Annotated in this window: 18 protein-coding genes and 2 pseudogenes; 11 read left to right on the top strand and 9 right to left on the bottom strand. The window is 58.4% G+C overall.

Annotated features, from left to right (window positions below; all coding sequences use genetic code 11):
- Window position 1: 1 nt before the first annotated feature.
- The 3 genes from BFL40_RS11195 to BFL40_RS11185 all read right to left on the bottom strand — a co-directional run bounded on the left by BFL40_RS11195 (window position 2) and on the right by BFL40_RS11185 (window position 4172).
- Window positions 2–1165 (bottom strand): PilZ domain-containing protein, encoded by a 1164-nt coding sequence (locus BFL40_RS11195; RefSeq protein ID WP_071484042.1) that lies wholly within the window; start codon window positions 1163–1165, stop codon window positions 2–4.
- A 16-nt stretch (window positions 1166–1181) separates the two neighbouring features.
- A complete protein-coding gene (locus BFL40_RS11190) occupies window positions 1182–2714 on the bottom strand; it encodes a glycosyltransferase (protein ID WP_083374524.1) in 1533 nt (510 codons plus the stop codon).
- Between the two features lie 150 nt (window positions 2715–2864).
- On the bottom strand, window positions 2865–4172 hold the full coding sequence (locus BFL40_RS11185; protein ID WP_071484041.1) for a nucleotide sugar dehydrogenase: 1308 nt from the start codon (window positions 4170–4172) through the stop codon (window positions 2865–2867).
- A gap of 706 nt (window positions 4173–4878) precedes the next feature.
- Between BFL40_RS11185 and BFL40_RS11180 the strand changes: the two are divergent.
- Window positions 4879–6153, top strand: a pseudogene (locus BFL40_RS11180) (MHYT domain-containing protein); the annotation flags it as partial.
- A 32-nt stretch (window positions 6154–6185) separates the two neighbouring features.
- Here BFL40_RS11180 and BFL40_RS11175 read toward each other — a convergent pair.
- From BFL40_RS11175 to BFL40_RS11160, 4 genes are all read right to left on the bottom strand, one after another.
- On the bottom strand, window positions 6186–9242 hold the full coding sequence (locus BFL40_RS11175) for an efflux RND transporter permease subunit (RefSeq protein ID WP_071484040.1): 3057 nt from the start codon (window positions 9240–9242) through the stop codon (window positions 6186–6188).
- Window positions 9243–9251: 9 nt separating this feature from the next.
- Window positions 9252–10448, bottom strand: coding sequence for an efflux RND transporter periplasmic adaptor subunit (locus BFL40_RS11170; RefSeq protein ID WP_071484039.1), 1197 nt, complete (start codon window positions 10446–10448; stop codon window positions 9252–9254).
- 29 nt (window positions 10449–10477) lie between these two features.
- A complete protein-coding gene (locus BFL40_RS11165) occupies window positions 10478–12103 on the bottom strand; it encodes an efflux transporter outer membrane subunit (RefSeq protein ID WP_235864641.1) in 1626 nt (541 codons plus the stop codon).
- A 209-nt stretch (window positions 12104–12312) separates the two neighbouring features.
- Window positions 12313–12819, bottom strand: a complete 507-nt coding sequence (locus tag BFL40_RS11160; RefSeq protein ID WP_071484038.1) for a DinB family protein — start codon at window positions 12817–12819, stop codon at window positions 12313–12315.
- Between the two features lie 68 nt (window positions 12820–12887).
- Between BFL40_RS11160 and BFL40_RS11155 the strand changes: the two genes are divergently transcribed.
- The 5 genes from BFL40_RS11155 to BFL40_RS11135 all read left to right on the top strand — a co-directional run bounded on the left by BFL40_RS11155 (window position 12888) and on the right by BFL40_RS11135 (window position 19162).
- A complete protein-coding gene (locus BFL40_RS11155) occupies window positions 12888–13535 on the top strand; it encodes a TetR/AcrR family transcriptional regulator (protein ID WP_218027735.1) in 648 nt (215 codons plus the stop codon).
- Window positions 13536–13687: 152 nt separating this feature from the next.
- A complete protein-coding gene (locus tag BFL40_RS11150) occupies window positions 13688–14194 on the top strand; it encodes a sigma-70 family RNA polymerase sigma factor (protein WP_071484037.1) in 507 nt (168 codons plus the stop codon).
- Window positions 14191–15156, top strand: coding sequence for a FecR domain-containing protein (locus BFL40_RS11145; RefSeq protein ID WP_071484036.1), 966 nt, complete (start codon window positions 14191–14193; stop codon window positions 15154–15156). The genes BFL40_RS11150 and BFL40_RS11145 overlap by 4 nt, the downstream gene beginning before the upstream one ends.
- A gap of 96 nt (window positions 15157–15252) precedes the next feature.
- Window positions 15253–18090, top strand: a complete 2838-nt coding sequence (locus BFL40_RS11140) for a TonB-dependent receptor (protein ID WP_071484035.1) — start codon at window positions 15253–15255, stop codon at window positions 18088–18090.
- A gap of 130 nt (window positions 18091–18220) precedes the next feature.
- Window positions 18221–19162, top strand: a complete 942-nt coding sequence (locus tag BFL40_RS11135; RefSeq protein ID WP_071484034.1) for a cupin domain-containing protein — start codon at window positions 18221–18223, stop codon at window positions 19160–19162.
- A gap of 36 nt (window positions 19163–19198) precedes the next feature.
- Here the strand turns inward: BFL40_RS11135 and BFL40_RS11130 are convergent, their stop codons facing one another.
- Window positions 19199–20107, bottom strand: a complete 909-nt coding sequence (locus BFL40_RS11130) for a LysR family transcriptional regulator (protein WP_071484033.1) — start codon at window positions 20105–20107, stop codon at window positions 19199–19201.
- Window positions 20108–20398: 291 nt separating this feature from the next.
- On the opposite strand from BFL40_RS11130, the gene BFL40_RS11125 reads away from it, so the two are divergent.
- From BFL40_RS11125 to BFL40_RS34580, 5 genes and pseudogenes are all read left to right on the top strand, one after another.
- Entirely contained in the window at window positions 20399–21256 is an 858-nt protein-coding gene (locus BFL40_RS11125) for a sugar phosphate isomerase/epimerase family protein (protein ID WP_071484032.1), read from the top strand.
- Entirely contained in the window at window positions 21249–22298 is a 1050-nt protein-coding gene (locus tag BFL40_RS11120; protein WP_071484031.1) for an isopenicillin N synthase family dioxygenase, read from the top strand. The genes BFL40_RS11125 and BFL40_RS11120 overlap by 8 nt, the downstream gene beginning before the upstream one ends.
- A gap of 26 nt (window positions 22299–22324) precedes the next feature.
- Entirely contained in the window at window positions 22325–23122 is a 798-nt protein-coding gene (locus BFL40_RS11115; RefSeq protein ID WP_071484030.1) for a transporter substrate-binding domain-containing protein, read from the top strand.
- A gap of 49 nt (window positions 23123–23171) precedes the next feature.
- Window positions 23172–23765, top strand: a pseudogene (locus tag BFL40_RS34585) (amino acid ABC transporter permease); the annotation flags it as partial.
- Window positions 23745–24683 (top strand): amino acid ABC transporter ATP-binding protein, encoded by a 939-nt coding sequence (locus BFL40_RS34580; RefSeq protein ID WP_408003969.1) that lies wholly within the window; start codon window positions 23745–23747, stop codon window positions 24681–24683. The pseudogene BFL40_RS34585 and the gene BFL40_RS34580, both read left to right, overlap by 21 nt.
- 336 nt (window positions 24684–25019) lie before the next feature.
- Here the strand turns inward: BFL40_RS34580 and BFL40_RS11105 are convergent.
- Window positions 25020–26170 (bottom strand): IS3 family transposase gene (locus BFL40_RS11105; RefSeq protein ID WP_139213470.1). Its coding sequence is split into 2 segments (ribosomal slippage): window positions 25020–25933 and window positions 25933–26170, totalling 1152 coding nucleotides; the frame shifts between segments, so codons are not numbered across the junction.
- Between the last annotated feature and the right edge of the window lie 62 nt (window positions 26171–26232).

The following is a 26232-nucleotide window of genomic DNA, read 5'->3' as shown; positions in this document are numbered from 1 at the left end:
CTTACAGCGGTAGGTTGAACGGCAGGTTGAATGGCAGCCCCAAATACAGGTCCACCGCCACAGGCTGTTGGTAGGCTGAGCGGGGCAACGGGCTGTCGGGCTGGATGGTCAACTGCAGGTTGTGGTTGACCGGGTCCACTTCGGAGTCAATCACCTTGCCGCTGAACGTCTGATCGATTCCGAACACCTGCAGGTCCACCGAGCGCACCCGTGGAATGTCGGCCAGGCGTGAGAACGGCACATTGGCCTTCACGAACAGGTTTTCTCCGCTGGGCAACAGATGCATCAGCGGTGCCTGCTTATAGGCATAGCCATCCAGCGGTTTGCTTGGGAAGTACACGTCGCAGTTGCAGGGGCTGGCGATCACGGTCTCGATGGTGGCGCGACCCAGCAGGGTTTGCAGGTCACCGGGTGAGAGGTCCGCCACGGCCTTCATGTCGGCGGGGCTGGTAAAACTGGTGGCCAACTGGGTGGAGACGGTAGCCACCGGTTCGCCTGCGCTCACTTGGGTTTGCCCGGGTTTGAGCATGAATTTCACGTAGCCGTTGTCGGGCATGCTGATGACCTGCGCGTCGGCGCTCACCAGCGCCTGATCGGCCGGAATGCGGAAAAACAACAGGTAGCTCTTGTAGGCCACGAACGCCAGCGCCGCGAGGCCCAGCACCAACCACGCGAGTGTGCCGAGCACCGCGCGCAGGCGGTCCAGCGGGCCACGGGCGATGGCGTATTTGTGCTTGCGTTCCTTGATGTAGTTTTCACGCTGCATCACGTTGAATAGGCCATTGATATCGGCGATCTCGCCCGACATGTAGGCTGAAATGATGTAGCGCAGAATGTCGCGCTTTTGCGAGTCCAGGTCGACGAATTCGGCCCCTACGTTCTGGCCGCGCTGGGAGACGATCTTGATCTTGGTGTCGATGGCCAAGTCCATCTGGTTCAGCCGCAGCTTGATCGAGGCGTTGTACAAGCTTTCAAGCTTAAGTGGCTCGGCATGCAACAAGCCCAGGCCGCCCAGAGAGATATCCTGGATATCACTCTCGAACGACGGCTGGCCACCGCCGTCGAGTTTGACCTTGGCGTTGATCTTGGCGCGCACGTACTGGCGCTCGTCGATTGCTTCATGGACCACATTGGCCGGGAGTACGGTAGTCGTTGAACTACTCATGGCAGGCGCCCTTCCTTTAACGTTGCGTGAGTTCGAGCAGAACAGAGATGACCCCGAAGAACACCGCGATGGAAGAAAACATCATCGCTTTCGAGGACCAGCGGTTCAGGGCGGCATCGAAGTTGACGCTGCCATTGCTGAGCGTGGTTTTTTGCCGGGTCCAGCTCTGTTGGTCCATATGGAACATCGCGTACACCTTCATCACCGAGCCAATGATCTGGTTGTAATACAGAACAAAGGGGTAGGCCGGGCTCACCGGGTGACCGGAGAACACGAACATCAGCGTCACCAGCGTGCGTGACAGCAAGACCCAGAACACGTACACCAACAGGTACTGCATGCCGAAGATCAAGCCGGCGAACACTGAGGCGGTAAGCCCCATCAGGCAGGTCCACATCGACACTCGCTGGTCATACAGCACGTACAGGGTGAACATCCCCAGGCGTGCGCGGCCGAGCAGGGTGGTGGCACGGAAGTTCTGGCGCAGCGAGTTGCCGTACCAACGGAACATCAGTTGCCGGGTGGCCCGGAAGAAGTTGCTGTCAGGCGGATGCTCGACTGTCAGCGTATGGCTGTCGGGCACGTAGAAGGTGTCCCAGCCGGCACGCATCAGGCTCAACCACGATGACTTGTCATCACCGGTAAGGAACTGGAAACGGCCCAGGCGCCAGTGTTCGAGAAAATCTGCCTCCACGTCCTTGATGAAGTCGGGGTCGATCATCACGCTGGCGCGGAAAAACGACAGTCGCCCGGTCAAGGTCAGTACGCGGTGCGACAGGGCCATCGAGCACATGTTGATGTGCCGTTGCACGAAGCGCATCGAGTGCCACTCGCGCATCAGCGTGCTGCCTTCCACCTCGCAGTATTCGTTGGTGGTCAGGCCGCCGACGTTGGGCAGGGCAGCGAACAGCTTGACCGCGCGCTCAACGCAGTGGGGCAGCATCATGGTGTCGCCGTCGACCACACCTACCACTGAGTTTTCCAGCGGCATCTGTCGTGACAACGCCCGAAACGCATGAGCCAGGCCATCGCGCTTGCCGGTGCCACGGGCTCGAACGATGATCAGTTTGATGTCGTCGCGGCCTTGCACCTCGTTGCGCATGATGGTCTTGATAAAGTGTTCGTCACCCTTTTCCACGATCGAAGCGATCACAGTGCACGGCACGTTGAGTCGCTGTACTTCCTGGAACACCGACTGGTAAACCTTGAACGTGGTGTGGGTGGGAATGCGGAAACTGGTCACCACCATATACATATGGTCCGGCAGCGCCGCATCACCCATGCGGTCAACCTGACGGCGTAGACGTGGGAACTTCCAGTGCAGGAAGTACATGCCGCGCAGGTAGTGGATGATGGCATTGCTATAACGCCACATGCCGAGGGTACCGATGATGAAAATGAACTTGGCGTGGTCCGGGTTCAGGTACTCGGGCGCGATCATTTCCGAGGCCAGTGCAATCAGGGAAAACAGGCACGCCCAGGCGCAGAACCGCGCGACGGACGGCTTGCTGAAAACCCCACTGATTGCACTGCTGGCATGTCGATCCATGTGCTGTTGACTCCTCAAAACAATCGTTTGCGAACGGGCTGACCGAATCACGCGTACACGCTGCCAGCCTGGGCATGCGCCAGGGTGGTCGGTGACATAGGCGTGACGCGGGCAGTCAGTCCCTTGGGCGGTTCACCACAGGCGGGCGAATTACCAGCAAATCCCTTCCTGGGTAGCATTGGTGCGATGGCTCATGAAGCCCACCAGGTCGACGATTTTTTTGTCGTCGTTACCTTCCAGCACATCGGCGAAGTGCGGATCGTTGTTGCCCAGGATCAACACCTCGGCGCCTGCGACCACGCTGGCAAGGTCGGCGCACAGCAGTGATGAAACGTGGGGGATCTTCGATTCGATGTATTCCTTGTTCGAACCGAATACGCGGGCATATTCGACGTTGGCGTCATAGATGCTCAGCTCGAAGCCCTTGCCGATCAGCATCTCGGCCAGTTCCACCAGGGGGCTTTCGCGCAAATCGTCGCTGCCGGCCTTGAAGCTCAGCCCCAACAGGCCGATCTTGCGCTTGCCGTAACCGGCGATGATGTCGAAGGCGTTCTGCACCTGGCTGCGGTTACTGCTCATGATCGAGGCGAGCATCGGGTGCTCGACGTCCAACTGGCCGGCGCGGTAGGTGAGGGCGCGCACATCCTTGGGCAGGCAGGAACCGCCGAAGGCAAAGCCTGGGCGCAGGTAGTAACGGGACAGGTTGAGCTTGTGGTCCTGGCACACGACATCCATGACTTCGCGGCCATCGACGCCCGAGGCCTTGGCAATGTTGCCGATCTCGTTGGCGAAACTGACCTTGGTGGCGTGCCAGACGTTGCAGGTGTACTTGATCATTTCGGCGACTTCGATCGACTTGCGAATCACCGGCGCATCCAGGCCGTGGTACAGCTCTTCGAGCATGTCGCCAGACAGCGCATCAAGCTCACCAATGACGGTCATGGCCGGGAAGTCGTAATCCTGGATCGCGGTGCTTTCGCGCAGGAACTCGGGGTTGGTCGCCACGCCGAAGTCGATGCCGGCCTTTTTGCCCGAGGCCTTTTCCAGCATCGGAATGACGACGTTTTTCACCGTGCCCGGCAACACGGTGCTGCGCACCACCACGGTGTGGCGGCCAGTCTTCTCACGCAGTGCAGCGCCGATTTGCTCGCACACCGCTTCCATGTAGGCTAAGTCCAAGTCGCCGTTTTTCTTGCTTGGCGTACCGACGCAAAGCATCGACAGGTCACTGCCCAAAACCGCCTGGGTAACGTCGGTGGTGCCGCGTAACAACCCAGTGGTAATACCTTTGGAAAGCAGTTCACTGAGGCCCGGTTCGACAATCGGCGATAGGCCCTTGTTGATCATGTCGATCTTGCTTTGCGAGATGTCGACGCCAATGACTTCATGTCCCCGAGAGGATAAACAGCCGGCACAGACAGCGCCCACATAACCCAGTCCAAATATACTAATGCGCATAGATCCCTCCCTTTGAGTGCGCAGAGCGCAAACTCAATCAGATATCTGGGCAGAAAAAGTTAGTGTATTGAAGCGAAGTTGGAAGTTGAGTTGTTCTTAGAATGAAATTCATAGTAGGAGAGTGAAATTGACAGCGCAACAGAGTGGGCTGAGGTTTATTAAATAATTTTTCATGTTATGTTACATTATGTGTAAATCCTTATTAATCAATATGATATAAATCGTGAATATATGACGTCAAAAAAATGCGCTCATTAATTGTCATTGCTATGGCGTCATTTTTATGTGATTTCTGCTGGTTTTTCGGCTTCCTGAAACGGTTTTAATTGTCGCGAAGCGACCTATTATTCAATACTTACGGGCACTTAGGTGCGGCGTTGGATCCAATTATTTATTTGGTCGAGCCTGTAGAGGTTCTTTTGTATTAACACTAAATGGTGCTATGAATAAATGGTTCTAAATGCGGATTTCTATCGTTAACTTCCCGTCTTTGCGACCTTCCTGTTGTTAATCACTTAAATGTACGAGGAGGGGGGAGCCGTGTCAGTGACCAGGATTGATAACGTTACGGGGTAGGCGTGCGCTTTAAGGGATAGATCCGGTACGAACCTTTACGGCCTTGCGTTCTCTGCAAAATACTCGTCTATGATGTCTATGTGATATCACCCTTGTAACATCATTCCGTAAGCTCAAGGACGGGTATTTCATGCTTCCTGGTAGCTACAACGGCGTCCTCGTCGTCTCGTCTCTTATTGTTGCCATTCTTGCCTCGTACACGGCCCTCCATATGGTCAGCCGCGTGTCTGGTTCCACGGGGAAGTCTGCCGTTTTATGGCTGGTGGGTGGGTCTTTCGCCATGGGCTTTGGCATTTGGTCAATGCACTTCATTGGCATGCTTGCCTTCAGTCTGCCCATTTCACTGGGCTATGACATACCGCTCACCTTGGCCTCATTGTTAATTGCCATCGCCTCATCAGCCCTTGCCCTTTGGATTTCCTGCCAGAAACACTTGCCTTGGACCCGCCTGGTTCTGGGTGGGCTGTTGATGGGGGCGGGCATCGCCAGCATGCATTACACCGGGATGGAGGCACTGCTGATGACGCCAGACGTGATCTACATCCCCTGGATATTTGCAGTGTCCATCGCGATTGCTGTACTGGCCTCGGGGGCGGCCCTGTGGATTGCCTTTCGTTTGCGCGAGGGCTCTGAAAAGGCCAGGTTTGCCCGGGCCGGTGCCTCACTACTCATGGGTTGTGCCATCGTCGGCATGCATTACACAGGAATGGCTGCGGCGCAGTTTCCGGTCGGTAGCTTCTGCATGGCGGCGAACAGCGGCATTGATACCGAATGGCTGGCGATACTGGTGATTGTTGTGACGCTGGCAGTGTTTGCAATTGCCTGGATCGTCTCGGCACTGGATGTGCGTACCAATAAGTTGCTGGCTACTTCACTGAATCAGGCGACCAGCGAATGGGTCGAGTTGGCCTTGCACGACAACCTGACTCATCTGCCTAATCGTGCGTTGCTCAATGAGCGCCTTGACCAAGCCATTCGCAAGTCCGGCCGACACATGCAGCGTTTTGCCGTGCTGTTCATGGACTTGGATGGCTTTAAGTCGGTCAATGATCTTTACGGACACCATGTGGGCGATCTGTTGCTGGTCGAGGTCTCGCGCAGAATCCTCGACACCACTCGCAGCGAGGACACCGCAGCACGCCTGGGGGGAGACGAATTTGTCGTACTGATTGATCAGGGGCACCCGGATGATGTCGCTGCATTGGCAGAGCGCCTGATTGAAAGCATTGGCGCTGCCTTTAGTATTTCCCAGCACACGCTGCATGTATCCGCCAGCATCGGAATCGCTTTGTTCCCTAAAGATGGTTTGACCGCACATGAGCTGATGGTCAATGCGGACGCCGCGATGTACCACACCAAAGAACAAGGGCGTAATGGCTACACGTTCTTTAAAGGCTCCATGAGCATTTTGAATGACTGATTAGGCTCATGCTGCCCTCACGCTTGGTATTCAGGGAGAGGTTCCTCGGCTTCCTGGTGGTGGGTGGAGCCAATGAACATATACATCGCCGGCACCATGAACAGCGTCAGCAGGGTACCGATCGACAACCCGGTGAAGATCACCAGGCCCATGTCATGCCGCCCCGCAGCCCCGGCCCCGGAGGCCCAGACAAGGGGTGCAACGCCCAGCACCATGGCGGCCGTGGTCATCAAGATAGGCCGCAGACGAACAGCCGCCGCCTCTTCAATCGCCTCGCGCTTGCTGCGTCCTGCACGCTGCAACTCGTTGGCAAACTGCACGATCAGAATCCCGTGCTTGGTGATCAACCCCAGTAGCGTCACCAGCCCCACCTGGGTGTACACGTTGATGGAGGCATACCCCATGGTGATGAAGGCCAGCGCGCCAAACAGTGCCGGAGGCACCGAGAATAGAATCACCACCGGGTCGCGGAAACTCTCGAACTGGAAGGCCAGGGCAAGGTAGACGATGAGAATCGAGAACATCAGCAACCCGAAGAACCCGCCGGACTCCTGCATGAACTGGCGCGACTCGCCCGAGAAGTCCGAGGTGTAACCTGAAGGCGCAACGTTGGCCAGAATCGTGTTCAGTTTCGCCAGCAATTCGCCCTGGGCCACGCCACTGACGCCTGACAGGGTTGCTGAGTTGAGTTGCTGGAAGTGGTTGATCGATTCGGGCTGCGTTGAGGTCTCGATATGCGCCACCGTGCGCGCCTGGATCATGGCGCCTGCGGGTGTACGAATGTAGTAATCGAGAATTTGATCCGGGTTGAGGCGGTTCACCTGCAACACCTGGGGAATGACTTTGTACGAGCGCCCGGCGGTCGAGAAGTAGTTCACGTAGTTGCCACCCAGTGCGGCTGACAGCGCGGCCCCGACATCTGCCTGGGTCATGCCCAACGCGGCAATTTTCTCCCGATCCACCACCAGTCTGGCTTGTGGTTTGTCCAGTTTCAGATCCATGTCGGAGAACCAAAATAGCTGCTGTTTCTGCGCCTCGGCCCTCACTGCTTGAGCCACTTCATTCAGGTTTTCCACCGAGTCGGTGGTGGTGATCACAAATTGCACCGGCAAGCCCTGGGCGCCTGGCAGCGACGGCAACGGGAAGGCTGCGATGGTTGCGCCCGGCACCTGATTCCATTTTTGCTGGAGGTCCACTATCAGTTGGGCCTGGGAGCGTGTCCGGTCGCCCCAGGATTTGAGCAGCACGCCACCCAGGCCTTGGTTGAGTGCGGGCAGGCCGGTCAGTTGGAACATTTGCGCGTATTCGGGTTCTTTGTTGGCGATCTGGAAGGCCTGGTCGGCAATGCGCTCCATCTGCTGCGGCGAGGCCGTAGGCGGGCCTTTGATCTGCATGAAGACCAGCCCCTGGTCCTCGGTCGGCGACAGTTCGCTTTTGGCGGTCATGCCACTGGCGGCCACCAGCAGGAACAGCACAAACCCAAATGTCACCAGCACCGGCCAGACATTCAGCCCACCGGACAGTACGCGGTGGTAACGCCCGCGCAACCAGTCGAAGTACTGATCGAGCTTGCGGGCGAAACGACCTTCTTCCTGTCCAGTCTTGAATAGCCGGGAGGTCATCATCGGCGAGAGGGTCAATGCCACCACGGCGGACACGGTCACCGCACCCGCCAACGAGAAACAGAACTCCTTGAACAGTGCGCCGGTAAGGCCGCTGCGCAGCCCGATGGGTACATACGCGGCAATCAACACGACCGTCATCGCGATGATCGGGCCACCCAGTTCCCGCGCAGCGGTCAGCGCGGCGTCCAGCACGCCTTTGCCTTCCTCCTTGATATGCCGGTCGACGTTCTCCACCACGATAATCGCGTCATCCACCACCAACCCGATTGCCAATACCAAGGCGAGCAGGGTTAGCAGGTTGATGGAGTAACCCAGCAGGTACATGACGAAAAAGGTCCCGACCAGCGACAGCGGTATCGCCACCAGCGGCACGATCACTGCCCGGAACGAGCCGAGGAACAGGTAGATCACCACCGAGACAATCACCATCGCCTCTGCCAGGGTCTTCACCACCTCGTAGATTGAGGTATTGATGAACGCCGTGGAGTCATAAACGATCTCGCCGCGTACGCCAGTGGGCAACTGCGACTGCAACTCAGGGAACGCCTCGCGCACGCTGGTGGCGACGGTCAGGATGTTGGCGCTGGGCGCTGTTTTGATGCCGATGAACACCGAACGCTTGCCGGAAAACGCCACGCTGCTGTCGTAGCTTTCGGCCCCCAGGGTGACGGTGGCCACGTCCTCCAGGTACACCAGCGCATCGCCTTTTTGTTTGACGACCAGCCGTTTGAATTCATCCACCGTGTGCAAATCAGTCCCGGCCGTGAGGTCAACGGTGACCATTTGCCCACGGGTGGAGCCGACGGCAGACAGGTAGTTGTTGTTGGCCAGGGCGGTGGACACGTCCTGCGCGGTCACGTTATGCGCCGCCAGTTTGTCCGGGTCGAGCCAGGCGCGCAGGGCGAACTGGCGCCCGCCGAGGATTTCTGCGGTTTGCACGCCCTGGAGCGAGTCCAGCTTGGGCTTGACCACCCGCACCAGGTAATCGGTGATGTTATTGGTGGGCAGTGTGTCGCTGTAAAAGCCCAAGTACATGGCGTCGGTGGTCTGCCCGACCGCGACCGTCAGCACCGGCTCCTGGGCCTGTGCCGGAAGCTGGTTCTTGACCGAGTTGACCTGTGTGTTGATCTCGGTGAGAGCCTTGCTGGCGTCGTAGTTCAGCCGCAGCGTGGCAGTAATGGTCGAGACACCGGTGATGCTCGACGAGGACAGGTAGTCGATGCCCTGGGCTTGTGCGATGGCCGATTCAAGCGGCTGGGTGATAAAACCGGCGACGGTGGACGCGTCCGCACCGTAGTAGGCGGTGGTGATGGTGACCACGGTATTTTCGGTGCGTGGCCATTGGTTTACCGGTAGCTCGAAGATCGAGCGCAACCCCAGGATCAAGATGAACAGCGAGACGACAATGGCCCAGACCGGTCGCTGAATAAAGGTATCGGTAAGCTTCATGGGACACCCTTAGTGTTCTTGGGGAGTCGGAGCGGGGTCATTCAGCGGTGCGCCGCTGTTATTGACCTGCACCGGCGAGCCATTTTTGAGCTTCATCTGGCCACTGGTGATCAACAGATCGCCTTCTTTCACGCCGGACAGGATGGCCACCTGATCGCCCCGGGGCGGCCCGGTCTTGATGAAGGTTTGTTGCGCCGTGAGGACTTCCTCGCCCTTGTCGTTCTTGCTCGATGTCGCGATGAACACGGTGGTGCCGTAAGGGTTGTAGGTGACCGATGTCTGTGGAACGGTGAGGTAGCGCTGCGGCGCGCCGGAGTTAACAACCGCGCGGGCAAACATGCCTGGCACCAAGCTCTGTTTTGGGTTCTCAATGGTCGCTTCGACGGTGACGTTGCGCGTGGTCGAGTCGAACTGGGTGTCAATGGTGCTGATTCGCCCCGTGAAGGTTTGATTGGAAAGGCCATCGGCAGTCACCGAAAGCCCTTGGCCGATGGCGATTGCCTCCAGTTGGGTCTGTGGCACTGTGAAGTCGATGTAGATGGGATCGAAGGTCTGCAGCGTGGCTATTTTGTCGCCGGGGTTGAGGTACTGGCCGGGGTTGACGCTGGTAATCCCGATACGTCCGGCAAACGGTGCGCGAATGGTTTTTTTCGCAACCAGCGCCCGCTGTTGTTCTGCGGCGGCGAGTTTGGCCTTCAAGTCCGCGGTGTCTGTATCAACCTGTGCTTGGGACACGGCGTTTACCGCCAGTTGGGCCTTGTCGCGCTTGAGCACGATGACGGCCAGGTCGGCAGTGGCCTCAAGCGAGTGCAGTTGCGCGATGTCCGAGTCGGCATTCAACTGCACAAGCAGCGCCTGGGCCGCCACCTCTTGCCCAGGCTTGAAGCCAAGGGTGCGCACGATGCCGCCCACTTCAGTGGTCACATCAACCCCTCTGACCGCCTTCATCGATCCCACGGCGGAGACACTGGGCTGCCAATCACTGAACGGCACCTGCATGGCCGTCACCACGGACGCGGGCAAGGGGACTTTCGATTGGGCGATCAGCGCCGAAATCTGCACGAACTTCACCCCGCCAATGATCGCAACAATCACCAGCACCACCACAACCATGATGAGCATCGGTCGCCACAGCCGACGCTTGCGTGGGCCGCCAGGTGCGCTGGGCTCGGGGGGCAGGGGAGAGGCAGTCTTGACGTCAGCCATGGGTGTTCTCGCTGTTTCAATGATTCAATTCAGTTGAACCGCGCCGCGTCGCCTGGCGCTGCTTTTTTGCTGGCCGGCATGATCTCTTGCCACGACGGCAGGCCGAAGCGATCGGGCTTGCCCTTGGTGGCGGGATCCACGTCCGCGCGGTTCCACCATCCGCCCCCCAATGCCTGGAAGAGGGCAGTGGTATCGCTGTAGCGGGCGGCCTGTGCCTTCACGCGTGCAAGCACGGTGTTCTGGTAGGTTTGTTGGGCCGTGAGCAGGTTGATGTAAGCCACTGCGCCGAGTCGGAACTGTGCTTGCACAAGGTCCAGGTTGGCTTGCGCGGAGCGCTCAGCCACCACCTGCTGGTTGAGCGCATCGGCATCGGCCTCAAGCGCGCGGAGCGCGTTGGCCACATCTTGGAACGCCGTTACCACAGTGCCTCGATAACGGGCCGCCGACTCGTCATAGGCCGCCACGGCTGCACGTTTGCGATGTTCGAGCGCACCGGCATCAAATATCGGTTGGGCGATTGATCCGGCGAGGCTCCAGACGCCAGTGCCTGCCGAAAACAGCTTGGTCCCGCTCGCCACCGTGGAGCCCACGGAGCCGGTAATGCTGAACTGGGGCAACTGATTGGCAACCGCCACGCCAATGTTGGCGCTGGCCTGATGCAGTTGAGCTTGCGCGGAACGCACATCCGGCCGCTGGCCGACGATGGCCGAGGGCAGGCTGACCGGCAGTTCTTCCGGCAGGTGCAGGGAGGCCAGGTTAAAGCGCTCGCCCTGATCCTGGTTGGGAAACCGGCCGAGGTAGGCCATCAACTGGTTGCGTGTCTGCGCCAATTGCTTTTGCAGCGGCGGCAAGGTGGCGCGTGTTTGCGCCAGTGCGGTCTGCTGCGTGAGGACGTCGGTATCGCCGATGGCCCCCAGGCGCCGCTGAGCTTGCAAGAGGTCAAGCTGGCCGCTCTGCAGCCGAATGATTTCCTCGGTGGCGACTACCTGATCACGCACAGAGGCCAGACTAATCGCGGTATTGACCACATTAGAGGTCAACGTGAGGTAGGTCGCCTCCAGCTGGAAGCGTTCGTACTCGGCTTGCGCCGTGGTGGATTCGATTTGCCGCCGAGTACCGCCGAACACGTCCGGGGCATAGGAAACGCTCAGCGACGCAGAACTCACCGTCAGAATGGGCGACGACGGCGTGCCCGTGGTGGCCCCCGATACTTTTTCGCGGGTTTTCTGCACATTGCCGTTCACGGAGGGAAACAGCGACGCCTGGTCGGCATAGACCAATTCGTTGGCCTGGCGCAATGCCGCTTGAGCCGCGCTGACATCCGGGTTGGCGCGTAAGGCTTCCTCGACCAACGCGTTCAGTGCCGGTGAGCGGAACAGCGTCCACCATTGCCCGGGAATATCCATCCCGGCAATCAGTCGCTGTGCAGCGCCGCCGGCGTCTATATCTGCCTGGGCGGTGGCGGTGAGCTTTTCTCGCGAGTAATCGGCATTCGCGGCCACGTCGGGGCGTACGAAATCGGGCCCGACTGTACAGCCGGCGAGGGCAATGCACAGCAAGCTCAGCGGAGCCAGAAGGTGTGACTGTCGAAAAAGCGCGAGGGTGTGCGCCACCTGTTGGGGTCCGGATGCACGCTGCCGAGGCTGCTCTTTCATATTTACTCTAATTAATCAGTTGTTTAACTGCTTTGTTGAGCAATGAATCGAGGTGCATCAAACCGGCCCCTTGAAAAGGGCTCGGGGTGACTGGGTTTAAGTCGTGTTGAACAGGTGCGTTGAACGTTAATTCAAGAGTTGAGTAACCGCCAATAGAGGAAATCTTTATCAACCGGTGCTGGGTAATGCTTGGGGCTATACGATCGCTATTACTTTCCCTGCTGCCTGCGTGCAGGCTCGGTCTGATGAAGATGGACTGCAAAGGTATCCCACGGCGGGGTAATTGAATGCTGCGCGAGTATTCGGCCGATCTCTGCGCGGTGATAGCCACTATGGAGCACAACGTGGGTCAGCATTTCCTCTCGGGTCATATAGCCCTTGTCGCCGTCGGTGAAGACAAAGGGAATGGCCTCGGATAAGTTTTCGGCGGAAGTATTGCGCAAGTAGTCTCGATACCACTGCTCCGAGACCGTCAAAGCGGCACGTAACTCGTCGAGCGTTGGCGTATCGAGCGTGTTGTCGGCGCTATAAGAATGCGGTGTGCCGCTTAGATGCGCGGCAAATATTTGCATCACCACTTGGGAGTGATTGAACAGACGCAAAGAGGTATGCAGTTGCACCTTATATTTCTCCTCATCCAGGGTTCCCAATGTGTCGAGTAAGTCCTTATTGGCCCAGGCATCGTATCGATAGAGTTTTTCAAACAAGACGCTCATGACGGTCGGCCCTTTCGAGTTACACAAAATGTGAGTAATGTTTTTATATTCTGTATGAGGTGATTTTATTGTCTACTCGCATTGCTAAACACAAGCCGACGATGCGCAAGGAGCCACGTCAAGCCCGCTCCCGCGCAACGGTTCAAACCATCATCCAGGCGGGGGCTCGCGTTTTGAGCGACGAGGGCTGGGCGGGATTCACCACCAATAAAGTGGCGGACCTGGCCGGAGTGAGCGTCGGCTCGCTGTATCAGTACTTTCCGGACAAGCTCTCCTTGGTGAGTGCCATTCGCCAGAACCATCTTGATGACTGCCTTAACACCCTGCGAAAAATCAAGGCCAAAGGGCTCGCTCCGGTGCAGTTTTTAGCGAGCGTCGTTCAGGCCATGATCCAAGCCCATAGCGTCTGCCCCGGACTGCATAGGGTATTGCTGGATGAGGCCCCAAGCTCTGAGGACTATCGCAACCCCAACAGCGGGTTTGAGATCGAGTATCTGGCGTTCTATGCAGATGCCGTCTCCACGCATCGAAACCGTCCGCCCAATAAGGCTGATTACATCAGCGCACTGATCATCTCCGATGCGATTGATGGCGTGATTCATAACGCGGCACGCCGTGGTCTGTTGGGCGATCCTGCGATACAAAGCGGGCTTATTCGTTTGATCAGCCAGTACTTGGACGAAGGCGTGGGGAGTAGGGCAGGCATTACCTGCTGACATTCCTGCTCAACACAGAATGTTCATGTACGGTTTCCTGTGGTGAAGATTTCTGGAAAAGATACACACCGCCGCAACGTAGCAACGCTGTACAACGCCCGAATGCAAATCATACAATGAGAAGAATTATCATTAACATCAAGTGAACAGACATGCACGACGACAGCATGGCCTCGCCGGTTGAGCAGCTGTATGTGAATCATCACCGCTGGCTGCGCGGTTGGTTGCATCGCCGACTGGGGCACAGCGCCGATGCCGAGGACCTGGCCCACGACACGTTTATCCGCGTGCTGCGCTCCAGGCATGAAGTCCATGAACTGCGCCAACCCATGGCGTTTCTCGCGACCATCGCCAATGGTTTGCTGATCAACCGCTGGCGTCGTCAGGCCATTGAACGAGCGTACCTCGAGGCCTTGGCGGCGCAGCCGGTGGCGCAAGAGCCGTCGCCGGAAGAGCGGCACATGATGATCGAGACATTGCTGCAACTCGATGTGTTGCTGGTGGGGTTGTCCATGCGGGTGCGGCAGATTTTCTTTTTGTCCCAGCTCGATGGCCTGACCTATCCGCAGATTGCCAAGCAATTGAGCCTGACGGTTGCCCAGGTGCAACGGGCGATGGGCAAGGCATTCAGTGTCTGTTATGCGAGCCGTTTTGAATGAGCGGTGTCGCCGTGAATCCAAATGTGCGCGACAGCGCCATCGACTGGCTGGTCAAGATGCAGTCCGGCTTGATGAATGCGTCTGATCGTCAGGCGTTGCAGCAATGGCGCCAGGCGAGTGCAGAGCATGAACACGCCTGGCTGCGGGTCAGCAGCTTGCCGCTGTTGTTGCAGCCTGGCGCGAACCTATTGGCCGACAGTACGGCGCGTCGGGCACTGGAAGCAGCGGGGACGGACCCGCTACGACGCCGCCAGATGCTCAAATGCTTGCTGGCATTGGGCCTGCTGGGCGGTGTTTCCTGGCAAGGCGCGGAGTCGACGCTGGTGCGTTCGGCGCTGGCAAGCTATCGCACAGGGACCGGAGAACGGCGTCATTGGACGTTGGCCGACGGCAGTGTGTTATGGCTGAACACAGCCAGTGCAGCGAACGTGGCGCTGAGCGCCAACTTGCGCAGCGTAGAGTTGATCGAAGGCGAACTGGCACTGGATGCCCCCGTCGAAACTCGCGCCGTGCAAGTGGTCACGCCGGATGCTCAGCTCTACAGCCACGGCGCCAATTTGCTGGTGCGCCATGATCGGCAGGGCACCTTGGTGAGCGTCTTGCGCGGGTTGGTGCAGGTGCGTTCAAGGCAGAGCCAGGCGCAAATTTCGTTGGAGGCCGGCTGGCAGAGTCGGGTGAATGCGCACGGTGTCGGCGCTCCGAGCCGTATCGATACGTCCCTGGCACAGGCCTGGTTGCGCGCAATTCTGCCGGTGGAGCGCATGCGCCTGGACAGCCTGTTGGTGGAACTCTCGCGCTACCGCACTGGAGTTTTGCGCTGCAGTGAAGCGGTCGCATCGTTGCGCGTAACGGGCAGCTTCCCACTCGACGATGTCGATGCCGCACTGGCACTGCTGACCCATGCGCTGCCCGTGCGCATTGAGCGGCGAACGCGTTATTGGGTCACAGTGGTGCCTGTCTGAAATTTTTTATCTTCCCCGCGATAGTTTTTCAAATCTCGCTTGGCCTACAGGAATAACCCACCGAAACAGGTGGGCCATCACCTCTAGGAGCCTTGCATGACTTCCCCCGTCAGTACTTTTCGCAGCCGCGCGCTGGGTGTGCTTTTTCTGAGTCTGCAGCCACTGTGCGGCGCAGCCGCATTCGCCGACGATGAGCGCCAGCACTACAGCATCGAAGCTGGCCCTCTGGATCAGGCGCTGTCGCGTTTCGGTGTGCAGGCAGGCATCAGCATGGCGGGGAGTGCCGTGCTGACGACCGGCAAGAGCAGCAAGGGCCTGCAAGGTGATTTCAGTGCAGAGGCCGGGCTGACGCAATTGTTATCGGGTACCGGGTTGAACTACCAACGCCAGGCCGATGGCAGCTTTCAGCTGTATCAAGGGGGGGCCGCGTTGATGCTGCCGACGCAAAAAGTCATTGGCGAAGACCTTGATCAGAAAGAGGTTTATTCGGCACCGCGCTCATCGGTGCATATCTCTAACGAAGACATGCAACGTTTTGGCGTGATCTCGGTGGGGGATGTACTGAAGGGCCAGCCGGGTGTCCAGGTCGGTGACAGCCGCAACGGCGGCGGTCTGGATGTGAACATTCGTGGCATCCAGGGCCAAAGCCGGGTGGCGGTGACAGTCGACGGCTCACAGCAGGCGTTAGACGTGTATCGCGGCTACGCAGGCACCCAACAGCGTAGCTACATCGACCCGGACCTGATCAGCGATATCACCATCGACAAAGGTCCCAGCCTGACCTCCAGTGCCATCGGCGGCACGGTGAGCATGCGTACCCTGGGCGTTGATGACATCTTGCGCGACGGCAAGAACATTGGTCTGCGCCTGAAGGGCGACCTGTGGAATAACGGCGTTGCGCCGGCCTCGCGTGACGCCCACTCGCGAACCGAAAGCCTGTATTCGGAACCGCATCGCAGTCGCGGCGGTTTGTTTGGTTCGAAAGCCGAGTCCGGGAGCGCCGCATTTGCCTATACCCATGATTTCTTCGACGTGGTGGCCGCCTACGCGCACCGCAATCAAGGCAACTATTTTGCAGGTAAGAAGGGCCAGGACCGCTATCGCAACTTCGACCGTTACGGCCGTGAAGAGACGACAGTGGCCACCACGTACAACGCCGGTGAAGAAGTGCTGAACTCATCGTCGGAGACTGAGTCCTTCTTACTCAAGACCACCATTCGCCCGGCCGACGACCATACCTTTGACCTGGGCTACCGCCGCTACGATGGGCGCATTGGCGAAATCATGCCGTCGGATATTTTCCGCTTCGGCACCGGTGGCATCTACCAATACCCGTTGGGCCGGACCAAGATCGACAGCTACACCGCCGCCTACCATTACCTGCCGGCAGGCAACCCGCTGGTGGACCTCACCGCCAACCTGTGGATGACGGATGCCAAAAGCAGCCAGTTGACGTCGGTCGCGGCGCCCGCATCCCAAGCCTATCGCTCGGACCGCTCCTGGAGTCGACAAGACAATCAGCGCATCGGCGGTGGTTTGGCCAATACCTCGCGGTTCCAGACGGACTACGGCGACCTGAAACTCGACCTCGGCACAGCCTTCCAGTTCGAAGACCTGCGCCCGCAAAAAGGCGTGTCCACCACCCAGCACGATATCAACGCCAATCGCATGTTGCGCGAGGGCACTCGCGAGGAGTTCAGCTTCAACGGCAAGCTGGAATACAAACCGGTCGAACCCTTGACGCTGTGGGGGGGTGGTCGGTACGCGCATTACCGCACCAAGGACAAGGTGGCGCAGTCGACAGCACGCTGGGAAGAGCGCGACTTGCGGTATGTAGGCGTCTCCAGCCCAGCAGGCTACGGCAACATGTTCTGGTTCCCGGACCAGAATGGCCAATACACCGCGGCCACGGATCCGCGGCTGAACAACGGTGTAGTGTTCTCCAATACCAACTTCCCCTTTGAAGGTGTTCGCTACAACGACTTCGGTGCAACCCATTCAACGGTCTATCCATCTCAAGTCGGCGAGGTCGTGGCCGGGTATGACTACTCCGGCAAAGACACCAACAGCGGCGGTGCGTTTTCCCCGGCGGTTGGTTTCAACCTTGAAGTGGCGCCAGACACTTTTATTTACGCGTCCTACACCCAGGGCATGCGCATGCCTTCGTTGTTCGAAACCAGCCAGGGCGTATTGCAGACCATGCCGGGTAAAGGTTTGAAACCCGAGCGCTCCAGTAACTGGGAGATCGGCGTGAGTACGATGCAAAAAGGCCTGCTGGTCGACAACGACTCGGCGGCGATCAAAGTGGCGTACTTCAACAACACCATCAAAAACTACATCACTCGCTACTACGACCCGAGCCCGGGCTTGATGGGCCTGATGCGCTTCAGCAATACCGACAGCTACAAGACCAGCGGCCTGGAACTGCAATCGCGCTACGACGCGGGCCGTGTGTTTGCGGACCTCTCATCCACCTATTACATCATGACCGAAACGTGCGACTCCGCCTTCGCCGCACGTCTGCGCGCCAGCAGCAACCGCTACAACGACTTGAGCGGTACGCCCAACTGCACGCCCGGCAGCTTCATGGGCTCGTACGCCAACACCCAGAACCCACCACGGCTTTCGGGAAACCTTACCTCAGGCCTGCGTTTCTTCGACCAGACCCTGACCCTCGGCGGGCGCGTCACTTACACCTCCGGCCCGACGGTCACCGCCGACAAGAAGTGGCAAACCGGTGCTACCACGCCGCAATTGGCTTACAGCCAAGTGACGCTGATTGATCTGTTCCTCGACTACAAGCTGCAGGACCACACCACCCTGAACCTGTCGTTGCAGAACCTGACGGACCGCTATTACCTGGATCCGCTGGCGCAAAGCTTCATGCCCGCACCGGGCCGCACGTTGCGGGTGGGGCTGCAAACCAAGTTCTAAACGCCCCGTTACGCATAACTGCTGTGCCGCTGGAGGGGTTAATTGCGCGGCTCTTCGTCCCTATAGTCTCTGCAACGTCGCCGCATCATTCGGGGCGTTGCCAAGACCCGCGAACGATGAGGTGATAAGCATGAACAGCGAATTCAAACCAGACACCGCCACGGTATTGGCTGCCGAGCAACGGCACGCCGAATACTTCGAGTACAGCAAGGCGGCCAATCCCATCAGTGCGAACCTGATCAGCAAGATCCCGTACCACAGCTTTGCAGCATCGCTCTACGACCACGGCCCCTCACGGCTGGTGCCGCTGGACCTGAGCGAGGCCTTGGGATGTGAAGGGCCGGCCACTGGCCCGGGGCTTTGCGCGAACTTCATCCGACTGAACGCGGGTGACGGGCTGACGCTGCAACCTAACGCTACCTCACAGGTTTTTTACGTGATCGAGGGGGAGGGCAGCGTAGTGCAAGGCGAACACCGGATTGAATGGTCCAAAGGCTGCTTCATCGCCTTGCCCGGCCTGATGTCGGCACAGTTCAACGCCAGCCGGGATGCGCGCCTTTACTACGTACATGATGAACCGCTGTTGCGCTATCTGGGGGTTACCCGCAGCGTTGACCGCTTTACCCCGACGCTGTACCCGGCGGATGTGGCCAACGCGAAGTTGCGTGAAGCCGCTGACGACCCACGCGCCCAGGATCGCAGCCGTATCAGCATCCTGCTGGGCAACAGCCACTTTCCTCAAACCCGCACGGTGACCCATGTCCTTTGGGCGATGTACGGGATTCTGCCGGCAGGGTCGATCCAGAAACCCCATCGGCATCAGTCCATTGCCCTGGATTTCATCATCGATTGCCCCCAGGGCTGCTATTCCTTGGTAGGCACTGAGTTGGACGTAGACGGGCAGATTCGCAATCCCCAGCGCGTGGACTGGTCGCCGGGCCTGGCATTCGTGACACCGCCGGGCTATTGGCATGCTCACTTTAACGAGTCGGACAGCGAGGCGTTTTTGATCCCGATTCAGGATGCGGGGTTGCAAACCCACTTGCGTGCCCTGGACATTCGCTTCAGTTGAACCCGGCGGTAACGCTGCTCGAGTGATCGGGCGGCGTTATCGCTTCCAGTAGGGTGTGTGCCCTATATGCTCAACCATATAGTCGATAAAGCAGCGCACTTTGGAGGAGACGATGCGCTTGGGCGGGTAGACAAACCAGACCGCAGACTCCCGCTCTGCGCCTTGTACCGTCCACTCTGGCAACCAGGACACCAGTTCGCCCGCCTCCAGACTCTTCGCCACCAGCCATTCGGGTAACACCGCGTAGCCCAGCCCCTGCCGAACGGCGATCAGACGGGCGTCCAGGTCGTTGATGCGCAAGGGGGCTCTGCTGATCGATTGCTCGGTCCCCGCGCTGGCGCAAAAGGTTATCGACGCGGGGCTATCAATCCCCGTAATCGCTGGTATTTCGTCAAGATCGCCCGGCGTGGTGGGAGCCGGGATCTGCTCGGCCAATGTGCGACTGACTACCAACCGGTAGTGTTCGTCGCAGATCTTGCGAGCTTTTAACGTGGAATCGGGGAGGGTGCCCGTGCGAATCGCGAGATCGGTACCTGAATGGATCAGGTTGGCGTGGGTGTCGTCCAGCACCAGTTCGACCCTGATTTCGGGAAAACGCGTCAAAAAACCATTCAAGGCTGGAAGTATGTGGTGCCGAGCAAACGCAGCAGGCAAATTGAGCCTGAGTAATCCGCGCGGGGTTTGATTCAATGCCGACGTCACCGCCTTGGCTTGCTCAAGGTCCTCCAGCACGATCAGTGCGTGGGTCAGGAAGGTCTTGCCGCCCTCAGTCAGGTGCAGGGTACGGGTCGAGCGGTTGAACAGCGCGATACCCAGGTCCTGCTCCAAGTCCTTCACATACCGTGAAACCGTAGACGCCTTGATCCCCAGGCGTTCCGCTGCACGGGAAAAGTTGTTGCCTTGGGCCGCCTCGACAAAGGCGGTGAGCGCCGCGAAATAATCCAAATGCCGCCTCACTAGAACCAGGTTGAACCGCGGGCTCAGGTTATCGGTTTGCAAACCGGCCTGCCAACCTCGACTTCACAACCCTTGACCAGGGAAACCCGCCCTCGATAGTTCATGATTTTCTGAACTAACTATTTGCTGCTGCCTATTCAATCGTTTGCCAGCGTAGCCTTAGGATTCGTCACAGGGGACCGCAGCCAACAGAGCAGCGGCCTGCAGCAACTTCTTTCGACTGCCCAGAAACGCCCACAGCCCAAACAGCTAGTGGCCTGACGCAGCCGAGAGGAATGCATGAAACTAGAAATTTTCCGCACGTTGTGGGGCTATACCGCCAGCAAGGCACAAGCCCTGGAAGAATTGCTCGCCGCCGGCTTCGATGGCCTCGAAGCACGCCTGCCATTACAGGCCGATGAGCGTGGCGAGTTCGGCGCTTTCCTGCGCAGCAATCAAGTGCCCTACATCTGCACGCTGTTCAGTGCCTACGATGTCTTGCCCGACCAGAGCGCTACGTCCACCCAGCACCTGGTCGACATCGATCGCAAGCTGGGCTGGGCCTCGGAACTGACGCCACGTTTCGTCAATCTGCTGGCAGGTAACGACCGCTGGCCTCTGGCGCAGCAGGTCGAATTCTTCGGCCAGGCCCTGGAACTGGCCGCCAGACATGGCGTGCTCTGCAGTTTCGAGACGCATCGCGCCCGTTCCCTTTACAGCCCTTGGGTGACCCTGGAGCTGATCCGCCAACTGCCGGGCCTGCGTTTTACCAGTGACATCAGCCATTGGGTGGTGTGCTGTGAACGACTGCTGGACGATCCAGCCGACGATCTTTCGGCCTTCGTTGACCGCGTGCATCACATTCAGGCTCGGGTCGGGTATGACCAGGGCCCGCAAGTCCCCCATCCCGCCGCCCCCGAATACGCCCGCGAACTGGCGTTCCACCAGTGCCATTGGGAAGCCATCTGGACCTCTCAGCGGGAACGTGGCTACGCGGTCAGCACGCTGACTCCAGAGTTCGGTGCCGATGGTTATCTGCATCACTTGCCCTTCACCAACATGCCGGTGGCCGACCTCTGGAGCTTGAACCAGTGGATGGCCCGGACCGAGCGCGAACACTTCGACCGTTTCTCCCGTGAAGGAACCCGCCATGCGTGATACCTCGTCAACCCAGGCCAACTTCAACAGCATCCCGGTGGTGAACATCGCCGGACTCTTCAGTATCGAGCTCGAACACCGCCTGGCCGTGTCCGATCAACTGGGCCGCGCCGCCAGCGATGTGGGCTTTCTGTACATTACCGGGCACGGTATCGATCCGACGCTGATCGAGGGTCTGCGCAAGGCCGCAAGGGATTATTTCGCGCAGCCATTGGAAGCCAAGATGCGCCACTACATCGGCGCTTCGCAAAGCCACAAAGGGTTTGTGCCCGAAGGGGAGGAGGTGTACTCCAAGGGCAAGCCGGACCATAAAGAAGCCTTCGATATTGGCTTCGAAGTACCCGTGGATGATCCTCTGTTCCTGAGTGGCACGCCGCTGCTGGGGCCAAACCACTGGCCCGATGTACCGGGTTTTCAGGGCGCGGTGCAAGACTACTACCAGGCTGTGTTTGCGCTCGGCCGTCGACTGTTCGATGGTTTTGCGCTGGCCCTGGGCTTGGAGGAGGGCTACTTCGACGCGCTGGTCACCCGTCCTCCCTCCAAGCTGCGGCTGATCCATTACCCATTCGACGCCACGGCCGTGGACGCTCCGGGCATTGGCGCGCATACCGACTATGAGTGCTTCACCATTTTGCACGCTGATCAACCGGGGCTGGAGGTGCTCAATGATCAGGGGCAATGGATCGACGCACCGCCAATACCCGACGCGTTCGTGGTGAACATCGGCGACATGTTGGAAGTCATGACCGCAGGCGCCTTTGTGGCCACGGCCCACCGAGTGCGCAAGGTCGCTCAGGAGCGCTACAGCTTCCCGTTGTTCTACGCCTGCGACTATCACACGTTGATCAAACCGCTGCCGGCATTCGCCAGAGATGCCCGGGATTACGAAGCGCTGGCGATTGGCGAGCACATGTGGAGCCAGGCCTTGCAGACCTATCAGTACCTGCGCAAACGCGTGGAGTACGGCGAGCTTGAGCTGCCGTCCCAAGCCCGAAAGCCATCGAGCTTCGGTCGTTTGAAAAACACCACCTCTCAGTCCTAAAAAAACAACCAACGGAGCTTTCCACGATGAAAAGTCACTACGCCCTGACGCGACTGAGCCTGCTCGCTGTAGGCCTGTTCTGCGCCAATGCCGCCTTCGCCAGCACCGCGACCCCCGGTGTATTGAAGGTCGGCATGGAAATTACCTACCCGCCGTTCGAGTCCTACGACGCTGACAAAAATGTGGTCGGCTCTGACCCTGAGTTGGCCCACTCACTGGCCAAGGCGATGAGCGTCAAGGCTAATTTCGTCGACACCAAGTTTCCCAATCTGATCAACGGCCTGAACGCCGGGCATTACGACGCGATCATTTCCGGCATGTACATCACCCCCGAGCGCCAGCTACAGGCGCGTACCATCGCCTACGCCAACACCGGTGCCGCGATCATGGTGCCCAAGGGCAGTGAATTGACGCCACAGGTTCCTGAAGACTTGTGCGGCCTGAAGGTTGGCCTGGAGCAGGGCACCACTTGGGTTGCCAAGTTCGCCCAGTTGTCCAGCGACTACTGTGTACCGAATAACAAAGGCGCCATCACCGTCAACGAATACCCCTCGGCCCCCGAAGTGACGCAGGCGCTGCTGTCGAAAAACATTCAGGCCCAAGTGGAAATTGCCGGTGCCGCGCACATGATCGCCCAGCGTACCAACGGGCGGGTGGTGGTCAGCTCGCAGAAACTGGTTTACCCGCAGACCTTGGGCATCTACGTCAAGAAAGACGCCGAGGCAACCTATCAGGCGCTGGTGAAGGCGCTGGCCGACAGCAAAGCCAGCGGTGAGTACGCCGCCATTCTCAAAAAATATGACCTGGAACCGGTCTCCGAGTAATGGCTGAAACCGCGCCCTCGGTCGAGGGCGCGGCTTGCACGAGGTGTCTATGCAATTCGACTGGTCTTACTTTACGTCGCTGTTCTTCATGACTGATTTCTGGGCGGCGAGCCTGACCGTCATTGAACTAAGCCTCTTGGCCTGGTTCCTGGGAATGTTGCTGGGTTTCGTTCTGGCATCCGCCAAGTTGTCCAGCTCGCCCTGGCTGCGCCTACCGGCGGCACTCTATATCTGGTTCTTTCGCAGTATTCCGCTGCTGGTGCTGGTGGTCTTCATCTACAACCTCCCGCAGTTACTGCCCGGTGCGGGGCCAGTGCTGTCGGTACCGTTCTATTCCGGCCTGTTGGCACTGGTGGTGACTGAGGCCGCCTACATGGCCGAAATTCATCGTGGTGGGCTGATCTCGGTTGCAAAGGGCCAGAAGGAGGCCGGCCGGGCCTTGGGTATCGGAGTGTTTGGCCTGCAGCGGCTGATTGTGATTCCCCAGGCATTTCGTATCTCACTCCCGACACTGATCAACGAATACATCACGGTGGTTAAGCTGACCTCGCTGATCTCGGTGATTTCATTGACCGAACTGTTGACCGTCGGCCAGCGCCTGTATGCCCAGAACTTCCTGGTGATGGAAACCCTGGCGGCGGTGGGGGTGTACTACGTGCTGATCGTCACGTTGTTCGGCTTTGCGCTGCAACGTTTGGAACGCTACCTGGATCTCAACCTGCGGGCACCGCAAACCCTCGACAGTGCCAGCGAACAAGTGCTGCGTGAGCGCCTCGCACCTGTGGCATCCAGCAAGATTAAGCTCCCAACCAAAGGCGCCGCTCCGGCCCTGCAACTGCAGGGCGTGCACAAACGCTACGGCGATCATCATGTGCTCAAGGGCATCGACCTAAAGGTACAAAGTGGCCAGGTCATTTCGATCATCGGCCCGTCGGGCTCCGGTAAGACGTCGCTGATTCGTACGATCAATGGTCTGGAGCGTATCGATCAGGGTGAAATCCTGTTGTTCGGGGAGAGCTTCATCAATGCCGAGGACAAACCGGATGGCCGTCGGGTTCGTCAGGGGGTACGGCGCATCGGCATGGTGTTCCAGAACTTCAACCTGTTCCCGCACCGGACACTGCTGGACAACATCAGCCTCGCACCCCGTTATCACGGCGTCAGTCGCGCACTGAGCGAGCAACGCGCCTGTCAGCTACTCGACAAGGTCGGCCTGTTGGCACACATCCACAAATACCCGCATCAACTGTCCGGCGGCCAACAGCAACGCGTGGCGATTGCCCGTGCGATGGCCATGGATCCGGACATCCTGCTATTCGACGAACCCACTTCGGCGCTGGATCCGGAGCTGGTCGGCGAGGTGCTGACGGTGATCGGCAACCTGGCCCGCGAAGGTATGACGTTGCTGATTGTCACCCACGAGATGGACTTTGCCTTGTCGATCTCCGACCGTGTGCTCTTCATGGAAAACGGCAACGTGCAGTTGGATGCCACGCCTCAGGCTATCCGAGAAGAGCCTGGGGCACAGCGTGTGCGGCGGTTTATTGGATTGGAGGAGTGAGAGACGGAGTGTTGCCTGGCAGTTGAAGTAAATTGCGCCGCCGCAGCATTGTGCTGCGGCGCTTGAGTTAGACGTAGATAGTTGCGGGCAATGGCGCCGCGTTGAATCGGTAGGTTGGACAGGTTATGAATATCTATGACACATTATTTAACTTATGGGCGATGTCAGATGTTCATAAGCTGCTCACGGGCCCGAGATTACTGAATCAGTGATCTCGAAATTAACGCGATTGTTCATCTGTTGATGTTCATAGACCTAGTTTTCCCCGCCATCCTTAGCCTCGTCGCCCCTGCCTGTGACGGTCCCAGTCCAGAGGCTTGAATCGCCCCGGATTCTCTAGACACCTTGCAAGCTCATTGCGTAACGCTTTTCAAACTCTACCGGTGACAGCTGATTGTTGAAACCATGGCGGCGTTTTACGTTGTAGAACATCTCGATGTAATCGAACACGTCACTACGAGCATCTTCCCGCGAGGTGTAGATTTTTCGCTTGATTCGTTCCCGTTTCAGAAGCTGGAAAAAGCTCTCGGCCACAGCGTTGTCATGACAGTTGCCTCGGCGACTCATGCTGGCAACCAAATTGTTTGCCTTCAAAAAGCTACGCCAATCGGAGCTGCTGTACTGGCTGCCTTGGTCGCTATGAATCATTACCTCTTGTTTCGGTTTACGCCTCCAAACCGCCATCAATAAAGCATCAATGGCTAAATCGCTGGTCATCTGCGACTTCATTGACCAGCCTACAACCTGGCGAGAAAACAGATCTAGCACCACAGCCAAGTACAACCAGCCTTCATACGTACGAATGTAGGTGATGTCGGTAACCCAAACCTTGTTGGGCTCCACGACATCGAACTGGCGCTTCAGCAAATTGGGTGAGGCGACAGCTGGCTTACCGCCGTACTTTCCAGGGCGGCGTCTATAACCTGTCTGAGAACGCAGACCTTCAAGACGCATCAGCCTCGCCACACGATGTCGACCACAATCTTCACCGACCTCGCGCAGATCGTCATGGATTTTGCGATAGCCATAAACGCCGCCGCTCTCCAGCCAGGAGTGCTTGATCAAACCTAACAGTCTCTGGTCGTCTTTGGCGCGTGCAGATTGCGGCTCAGACAGCCAGGCGTAATAACCGCTGGGATGGACTTTCAGCGTCAGGCAAAGCCGTCGAATCGAATAGTCGCCAGCGCGCTGCTTGATAAAGGCGTACTTCAGCCGCACTCCTTGGCAAAGTACGCGGCGGCCTTTTTTAATATGTCTCGCTCTTCAGTGACGCGCTTGAGTTCCGCTCGCAGACGACGCAGTTCAGCGTGCTGATCATCATCCTGCTGCCGTTCTTCTTGAGGTTTGCTGTAGCGCTTTATCCAGGCATAGAGGCTATGCGTCGACACACCAAGACGGGCCGCTACCTCAGCGACAGCCAGCTTCTTTTCGGTCACTTGATTGACTGCTTGGATTTTGAATTCTTCGGGGTAACGCGGGTTGCTCATGGCACCTCCTAATTGGCCTCAGTTTAAGGCAAAGAGGTGTCTACGAAACCCGGGGCGATTCA

This window comes from Pseudomonas costantinii, assembly GCF_001870435.1.
In the GTDB taxonomy this organism is placed as follows: domain Bacteria; phylum Pseudomonadota; class Gammaproteobacteria; order Pseudomonadales; family Pseudomonadaceae; genus Aquipseudomonas; species Aquipseudomonas costantinii.
This window is presented reverse-complemented; position numbering and strand designations above follow the sequence as displayed.

Bases quoted from the DNA above. Each gene is read 5' to 3' on its own strand.
- BFL40_RS11195 (WP_071484042.1), bottom strand. From the start codon at position 1,165: ATGAGTAGTTCAACGACTACCGTACTCCCGGCCAATGTGGTCCATGAA.
- BFL40_RS11190 (WP_083374524.1), bottom strand. From the start codon at position 2,714: ATGGATCGACATGCCAGCAGTGCAATCAGTGGGGTTTTCAGCAAGCCG.
- BFL40_RS11185 (WP_071484041.1), bottom strand. From the start codon at position 4,172: ATGCGCATTAGTATATTTGGACTGGGTTATGTGGGCGCTGTCTGTGCC.
- BFL40_RS11175 (WP_071484040.1), bottom strand. From the start codon at position 9,242: ATGAAGCTTACCGATACCTTTATTCAGCGACCGGTCTGGGCCATTGTC.
- BFL40_RS11170 (WP_071484039.1), bottom strand. From the start codon at position 10,448: ATGGCTGACGTCAAGACTGCCTCTCCCCTGCCCCCCGAGCCCAGCGCA.
- BFL40_RS11165 (WP_235864641.1), bottom strand. From the start codon at position 12,103: ATGAAAGAGCAGCCTCGGCAGCGTGCATCCGGACCCCAACAGGTGGCG.
- BFL40_RS11160 (WP_071484038.1), bottom strand. From the start codon at position 12,819: ATGAGCGTCTTGTTTGAAAAACTCTATCGATACGATGCCTGGGCCAAT.
- BFL40_RS11150 (WP_071484037.1), top strand. From the start codon at position 13,688: ATGCACGACGACAGCATGGCCTCGCCGGTTGAGCAGCTGTATGTGAAT.
- BFL40_RS11145 (WP_071484036.1), top strand. From the start codon at position 14,191: ATGAGCGGTGTCGCCGTGAATCCAAATGTGCGCGACAGCGCCATCGAC.
- BFL40_RS11140 (WP_071484035.1), top strand. From the start codon at position 15,253: ATGACTTCCCCCGTCAGTACTTTTCGCAGCCGCGCGCTGGGTGTGCTT.
- BFL40_RS11135 (WP_071484034.1), top strand. From the start codon at position 18,221: ATGAACAGCGAATTCAAACCAGACACCGCCACGGTATTGGCTGCCGAG.
- BFL40_RS11125 (WP_071484032.1), top strand. From the start codon at position 20,399: ATGAAACTAGAAATTTTCCGCACGTTGTGGGGCTATACCGCCAGCAAG.
- BFL40_RS11120 (WP_071484031.1), top strand. From the start codon at position 21,249: ATGCGTGATACCTCGTCAACCCAGGCCAACTTCAACAGCATCCCGGTG.
- BFL40_RS11115 (WP_071484030.1), top strand. From the start codon at position 22,325: ATGAAAAGTCACTACGCCCTGACGCGACTGAGCCTGCTCGCTGTAGGC.
- BFL40_RS34580 (WP_408003969.1), top strand. From the start codon at position 23,745: ATGGAAACCCTGGCGGCGGTGGGGGTGTACTACGTGCTGATCGTCACG.